We start from the raw sequence: 7340 nt of genomic DNA on the forward strand, positions 1-7340 counted from the left end.
GGCCCCGTCGTCAGGGGGCGGGACCAGAGGGTGGGGCCTGCTCCTCCGGTGGCACCGCACGACCACGCCTCGTGACCAGTGCCAGACCCATCCCGCCGGCGATGAGGACCGCGGCGGCCAGGCCCAGCGCGACGGTCTGCACCCCGGAGATGCCCAGGGAGGACGAGTCCGGGCCGTCCCCGGCGTCCGGCGAGTCCCCCTCCACCGGGAGCGGGGGGAGTTCGCTGAGCACCGGGAGATCGGTCACCTCGACCCTCGCCCCGGAGCCGGTCCCCTGTGCGGAGGCCGCGGGCCCACCGATCATCGCGACCGACAGCCACAGCGCGACCACGAGCGCCACGACCAGGCCGACGAACACGGCACCGGACACGGCGGCAGGGCGACGGCGGACCATGTATGCCTTCCGTGACGGCGGCCGGGGTGGCCTGGATCGAATTGCCTCACATCTTAGGTTCTATTAAGGCGAAACGATACCCCGCCGTGCTCCCCCGGGCGCGCGTCCCCCGGTCAGCGCTGTGCGACGTCCGTGGGTCGAACGGGCGACGGGAGGGCCGTCTCCCCCATGAGGAAGCGGTCGACCGAGGCCGCGGCGGCGCGCCCCTCGGCGATCGCCCACACGATCAGGGACTGGCCACGTCCCATGTCCCCGGCGACGAACACACCGTCGACGTTGGTGGCGTACGTGTCGTCCCTGTCGACGTTGCCCCGGTCGCTGAAGTCCACGCCCAGGTCGGAGCACAATCCGGTCTTCTGCGCGCCCGTGAACCCCATGGCCAGCAGGACCAGGTCCGCCGGGTACTCGAAGTCGGTGCCGGGCACCGGCTCGAAGCGCCCGTCGACCATCTTGACCTCGGAACCCTTGAGCGCTGTCACATGGCCGCCCTCGCCGAGGAACTCGGCGGTGGAGACGCTGTAGACCCGCTCGCCGTTCTCCTCGTGCGCAGACGCCGTGCGGAACATCAGCGGGTACACGGGCCACGGGGTCGAGGCGGCACGGGTGGCGGGCGGCCTGGGCATGATCTCGAAGCTCTTGACCGACTTCGCACCCTGGCGGGTGGCCGTTCCCAGGCAGTCGGCGCCGGTGTCGCCGCCGCCGATGATGATCACGTGCTTATCCCGCGCGTGGATCTCCGGCAGGCCGTCGGAGTCCACCACCGGGTCACCGACCGCGGCCTTGTTGGCCAGCGGCAGGTAGTCCATCGCCTGGTGGATCCCGTCGAGTTCGCGACCCGGGACCGGGAGGTCCCGTCGCATGGTGGCGCCGCCGCAGAGGACGACCGCGTCGAACTCGCCGCGCAGCTGTGAGGCGGTGATGTCCTTGCCCACGTTGACGCCGGCGCGGAACACCGTGCCCTCCGCCTCCATCTGGGCGAGGCGCCGGTCGATGATCTCCTTCTCCATCTTGAACTCGGGGATCCCGTAGCGCATCAGACCACCGATACGGTCATCGCGCTCGAAGACCGTCACCGAGTGCCCGGCGCGGGTGAGCTGCTGCGCGGCCGCCAACCCCGCCGGGCCGGAACCCACGACCGCCACCGACTGGCCGGTGCGGAACGAGGGGATCACCGGATCCATGGGACCGTCCTCCCATGCCTTCTCGGCGATCTCCACCTCGATCTGCTTGATCGTCACCGCCGGCTGGTTGATGCCCAGGACGCAGGAGCCCTCACACGGGGCCGGGCAGAGCCGCCCCGTGAACTCGGGGAAGTTGTTGGTGGCGTGCAGACGATCCACCGCCGCGTCCCACCGCCCGCGGTGCACGAGGTCGTTCCACTCCGGGATGATGTTGCCGAGCGGGCAACCCTGGTGACAGAACGGGATGCCGCAGCCCATGCAGCGACTGGCCTGGGTCTTCAGGTCGTCCTCCGGGAGGGTGGTCGACTCGTAGACCTCCTTCCAGTCCATGATCCGCAGATCCACCGGACGACGCTCGGGGAGCTCCCGTTCGGTGTGCTTGAGAAAGCCCTTCGGGTCAGCCATTTGCGGCCTCCATGATCGCCTCGTCCACGTTGCGTCCGTCCTTCTCCGCCTGCTCGATGGCGAGCAGCACGCGCTTGTAGTCGCGCGGCATGATCTTGACGAAGTGATTCACGTTCTGCGCCCAACCGGACAGGATCTCCCGCGCCCGGGTCGAATCGGTCTCGGCGGCGTGCCGCTCGACGATCCGGTGCAGGAACTCGACGTCCTCCGTCAGCAGTTCCTCGATCTCGACGAGCTCGTCGTTGAGGTTCACGGGCAGCTGCCCGTCCGGGTCGTAGAAGTACGCGACACCGCCCGACATGCCGGCGGCCACGTTGCGCCCGGTCGACCCGAGCACCACGACCTGACCACCCGTCATGTACTCGCACGCGTGGTCACCCACGCCCTCGACCACAGCGGTGACGCCGGAGTTGCGGACGCAGAAGCGCTCGCCCACCATTCCCCGCAGGTAGATCTCACCGCTGGTCGCGCCGTAACAGATCACGTTCCCGGCGATGATGTTGTCCTCCGCCACGAAGTCCGGGGCCGCGTCCAGGGCGGGCCGGACCACGATCCGACCACCCGACAGTCCCTTGCCCACGTAGTCGTTGGCGTCACCGAAGACACGCTGGGTCACGCCGGCGGCGAGGAACGCCCCGAACGAGTTGCCCGCCGAACCGGTGAAGGTGAGGTCGATGGACCCGTCCGGCAGGCCTGCGGCCCCGTACGCCTTGGAGATCTCGTGGCTGAGCATGGTGCCGACCGAGCGGTTGACGTTGCAGATCGGGTACCGACCGGTGGCCGGGCCGGACGACGGGTCGACGAGCACCGAACGGAAGTCCTCGATGAGCGTGCGGTCGAGCACTCCCTCCAGCTTGTGGTCCTGCTGCTTGGTGCAGCGCAGGTCCTGGTGCATGAAGGGCGAGTCCGCCTGGGCGAAGACCGGCTCGAGGTCCAGCTTGGCCGCCCGCTTGTTGTGGGCGAACGCACGGGACTTGTCGAGGCACTCGGAGTGTCCGATCGCCTCGTCGAGGGACCGGAAGCCCAGCTCGGCGAGGTACTCGCGGACCTCCTGCGCGACGAACTCCATGAAGTTCACCACGTACTCGGCCTTGCCGTTGAACCGCTCGCGCAGCACCGGGTTCTGGGTGGCCACACCCACCGGGCAGGTGTCGAGGTGGCAGACGCGCATCATGACACAGCCGGCCACGACGAGCGGCGCGGTGGCGAACCCGAACTCCTCGCCACCGAGCAGCGCCGCCACGATCACGTCGCGCCCCGTCTTGAGCTGCCCGTCGACCTGGACGACGATGCGGTCGCGGAGCCCGTTGACCAGCAGCGTCTGCTGGGTCTCGGCCAGGCCCAGCTCCCACGGTCCACCGGCGTGCTTGAGCGAGGTCAGCGGCGAGGCACCCGTGCCACCGTCGTGGCCCGAGATCAGCACCACGTCGGCGTGTGTCTTGGACACGCCCGTCGCGACGGTTCCCACGCCCTGCTCGGCGACGAGCTTGACGTGGATCCGAGCCTCGGGGTTGGCGTTCTTCAAGTCATAGATGAGCTGCGCCAGGTCCTCGATCGAGTAGATGTCGTGGTGCGGCGGGGGCGAGATCAACCCGACGCCCGGCGTGGAACCACGGACCTCGGCCACCCAGGGGTACACCTTGCCCGGCGGCAGCTGGCCGCCCTCGCCCGGCTTGGCGCCCTGGGCCATCTTGATCTGGATGTCGGTGCAGTTGGCCAGGTAGTTGCTGGTCACACCGAACCGGCCGGAGGCGACCTGCTTGATGGCCGACCGGCGCCAGTCCCCGTTGGGGTCGGGGCTGAACCTGGCGATGGACTCGCCGCCCTCACCCGAGTTGGACCGGGCGTGCAGGCGGTTCATCGCGATCGCGAGGGTCTCGTGCGCCTCCGCGGAGATGGAGCCGTAGCTCATCGCCCCGGTGGAGAACCGCTTGACGATCTCCGACACCGGCTCGACCTCGTCGATCGACACCGGCGGGCGGGTGCTCTTGAGCTCGAAAAGACCGCGCAGCGTGGCGAGACGCTCCGACTGGTCGTCGACGAGCCGCGAGTACTCCTTGAAGATCTCGTATCGGCCGGACCGCGTGGAGTGCTGGAGCTTGAACACCGTGTCCGGGTTGAACAGGTGGTACTCGCCCTCGCGCCGCCACTGGTACTCGCCACCGATCTCGAGCTCGCGGTGGGCGGCCTCCTCGGGACGCGGCAGGAAGGCGAAGCGGTGCCGACGGGCCACGTCCTCGGCGATCTCGTCGAGGCCGATCCCGTCGATCGGGCTGACCGAGCCGGTGAAGTACTCGTCGCACAGTTCCTGCGACAACCCGGTGATGTCGAACAGCTGGGCGCCGGTGTAGGAGGCGAGCGTGGAGATGCCCATCTTGGACATCACCTTGAGCACGCCCTTGGCGGCCGCCTTGCGGTAGTTGGCGCAGGCCTCGACCGTGTCGATCCCGGCGAGGTCGCCCGTCTTGACGAGCTCGTCGATCGACTCGAAGGCCATGTAGGGGTTGATGGCGTTGGCTCCGTAGCCGAACAGCACCGCCATGTGGTGCACCTCGCGGGCGTCGCCCGACTCCACCACGAGGCTGACCCGGGTGCGGGTCTTCTCGCGGACGAGGTGGTGATGCACGGCGGAGGTCAACAGCAGCGACGGGATGGGCGCGTTGCGCTCGTCGGACTCACGGTCCGAGAGCACGATGACGGCGGCACCGTCCTCGATCGCGTCCGAGACCTCGCGCCGGATGCGGTCCAGCGCGATGCGCAGGCCCCGCCCGCCGTGGGCGACGTTGTACAGACCGCGGACGGTCACCGCGCGAAGCGCCGGGCGGGAGTCCCCCGCCGCCCGCAGCGTGGCGAGCTCGGAGTTGCCCAGGATCGGGTTGTCGAGCTTGATCTGCCGACAGGAGTCCGGGCCGGGGTTGATGAGGTCGCCCTCGGGACCGAGCGTCACCCCGTAGCTCGTGACGAGCTCTTCGCGGATGGCGTCGAGCGGCGGGTTGGTGACCTGCGCGAACCGCTGGGCGAAGTAGTCGAACAGCATCCGGGCCCGCTGGGACAGCACGGGAAGCGGGGTGTCGGTACCCATCGACCCGGTCGCCTCTGCGCCGACACCGGCCATCGGGGAGACGAGGATGCGGAGCTCCTCCTCGGTGTAGCCGAAGACCCGCTGCCGCAGCACCACGCGCTCGTGGCTCATGATCTCCTGGCTGACCTGGGGGAGGTCGCCGAGTCGGACCATGCCCTCGTCGAGCCACTGCTGGTAGGGGTGCTCGGCGGCGAGCTGCTCCTTGATCTCCTGGTCGTCGATGATCCGCCCCGCGGCGGTGTCGACCAGGAACATGCGGCCGGGCCGCAGGCGGGTCTTGGTGACCACCTTGTCCTGCGGGATGTCCAGGACGCCGACCTCGGAGGCCATGACGACGAGACCGTCGTCGGTGACCCAGATCCGCGAGGGGCGCAGGCCGTTGCGGTCGAGAACCGCTCCGATCACGGTGCCGTCGGTGAAGGTGATCGACGCCGGACCGTCCCAGGCCTCCATGAGCGAGGCGTGGTACTCGTAGAACGCCCGCTTGGCGGGGTCCATGGTCTCGTGACGCTCCCAGGCCTCGGGCACCATCATGAGCACGGCGTGCGGAAGAGTGCGGCCGGCGAGGGTCAGCAGCTCGAGCGCCTCGTCGAACCGCGCGGTGTCCGATCCACCGGGGGTGCAGATGGGCAGGGCCGCCGACAGGTCCTCGATGTGCTCGCTCGACATGAGCGACTCACGGGCCCGCATCCAGTTCTCGTTGCCGCGGGCGGTGTTGATCTCCCCGTTGTGCGCGACGTAGCGGAACGGATGCGCGAGCGGCCAGGCCGGGAAGGTGTTGGTGGAGAAGCGGGAGTGGACGATGCCCAGGGCGGACTCCACGCGCTCGTCCTGCAGGTCGAGGTAGAACTCGAGGAGCTGCTTCTCCGTGAGCATGCCCTTGTAGACGAAGGTCCGGGGGCTCAGTGACGGGAAGTACACGGTCTCCGAGCCCAGGTCGCCCTTGCCGGGCCCCTTGGATCCGAGCTCGTGCTCGCACCGCTTGCGGACCACGAAGCACTTGCGCTCGAGTGCGAGCTCGGTGAGCAGGGCGCCGTCGGCACCCGCGGCCTTGACGAAGATCTGGTGGATGGTCGGCTGGGCGTCGCGGGAGATCGCGCCGACCGTCGAGTCGTCGACCGGGACCTCACGCCATCCGATGACAGTGACGCCCTGCTCGGCGGCGATCCTCTCCACCAGGCGCTTGGCGTCCATCGCCAGCATCCGTGACTGGGGGAGAAAGCAGAGGCCGGTCGCGTACGCACCGGCCTCGGGCAGTTCCAGGTCCTGCTCCTCGCGCATCACCTCGCGGAAGAACCGGTCCGGTACCTGGATCATCAGACCCGTGCCGTCACCGGTGTTCGCCTCGGCGCCGACAGCGCCCCGGTGCTCGAGGTTGACGAGCGCGGCGATCGCCTTCTCGACGATGTCCCGGGACTGACGTCCGTACATGTCCACGACGAACGCGACACCACAGGAATCGTGTTCATATTCAGGGCGGTACAGGCCTCTGGGGCCGGGAGTCGTCATCATCTGCTCGCCTTCGTTTGTCGACGGGCGGACTCCGTGGTGGCTGGAGCACCCGCACTCAGATCACCGTGGTGCTCTGGCCCGCAAATAATATGGGGAAAAGGGGGTAGCCGCACAATTGGGTTTCGTCAATCGACGCGGACTGACGTGGGACACGGATTCCACCCTGTGAGATTTCTCTCAGGTCACGGGCTCTCTCGCTCCCGAAATGGCAACTGCCCCGCTCCGAGTGGACCACTCGGAGCGGGGCAGTTGGGGTGTCAGATCACCGGATGAACGGCAACGGGGGCAGGGTGACGCCGTCCGGCAGCGCCACCTCGTAGTCGCCGAGCGAACCCGTGGTGACGATGGCCGCGTTGGCGGTGACCGCGACCCCACCCTGGGCGCCCGGTTCACCACCGCGACCGTTGGGGGTGACCGGCCCCGGAGCCGGCGGCGCCTCGGGAACCGCGACCGGCGCGGGGGGCGCGACGGGCATCCCGGGCAGGGGCGGCAGGGCCAGTCCGAGATCCATGACGGACTGCCCGATCATCGGTGCGGCGGCGATCGAGCCGCCGATGAGGACCACCGGGAGCAGGATCGGAACCGAACCGGCCACCGACGCGGCCGTCGAACCCAACGGGGCGAGTGACGCGGTCAGGGACCCGATCGGGGCGAGAGACCCCTCCACCGAACCCGGCTCCAGGGACCCCATCGGGAGCGAGCCCTCCAACGAACCGTCGTCGAGCGACCCGGGCTCGAGGGAGCCCTCGAGGGAGCCGTCCAACGA

At 69.0% G+C, this 7340-nt stretch carries 3 protein-coding genes and 1 pseudogene; all 4 read right to left on the minus strand.

What is annotated here, in order from left to right:
- Nucleotides 1–10: 10 nt before the first annotated feature.
- A complete protein-coding gene (locus G6018_RS05725) occupies nucleotides 11–394 on the minus strand; it encodes a hypothetical protein (protein ID WP_182609887.1) in 384 nt (127 codons plus the stop codon).
- 113 nt (nucleotides 395–507) lie between these two features.
- Nucleotides 508–1980, minus strand: a complete 1473-nt coding sequence (locus G6018_RS05730) for a glutamate synthase subunit beta (RefSeq protein ID WP_182609888.1) — start codon at nucleotides 1978–1980, stop codon at nucleotides 508–510.
- The gene (gene gltB, locus G6018_RS05735) at nucleotides 1973–6574 is read right to left on the minus strand and encodes a glutamate synthase large subunit (protein ID WP_182639105.1); all 4602 of its coding nucleotides are present in this window, start codon (nucleotides 6572–6574) and stop codon (nucleotides 1973–1975) included. The genes G6018_RS05730 and gltB overlap by 8 nt, the downstream gene beginning before the upstream one ends.
- Nucleotides 6575–6836: 262 nt before the next feature.
- Nucleotides 6837–7340: pseudogene (locus tag G6018_RS05740) on the minus strand (hypothetical protein); the annotation flags it as partial.

Origin of the sequence: Dietzia sp. DQ11-44 (genome assembly GCF_014145205.1) — a bacterium.
GTDB lineage: Bacteria > Actinomycetota > Actinomycetes > Mycobacteriales > Mycobacteriaceae > Dietzia > Dietzia natronolimnaea.

Coding starts and splice junctions, on each gene's coding strand:
- G6018_RS05725 (WP_182609887.1), bottom strand. CDS start 394: ATGGTCCGCCGTCGCCCTGCCGCCGTGTCCGGTGCCGTGTTCGTCGGC.
- G6018_RS05730 (WP_182609888.1), bottom strand. CDS start 1,980: ATGGCTGACCCGAAGGGCTTTCTCAAGCACACCGAACGGGAGCTCCCC.
- gltB (WP_182639105.1), bottom strand. CDS start 6,574: ATGATGACGACTCCCGGCCCCAGAGGCCTGTACCGCCCTGAATATGAA.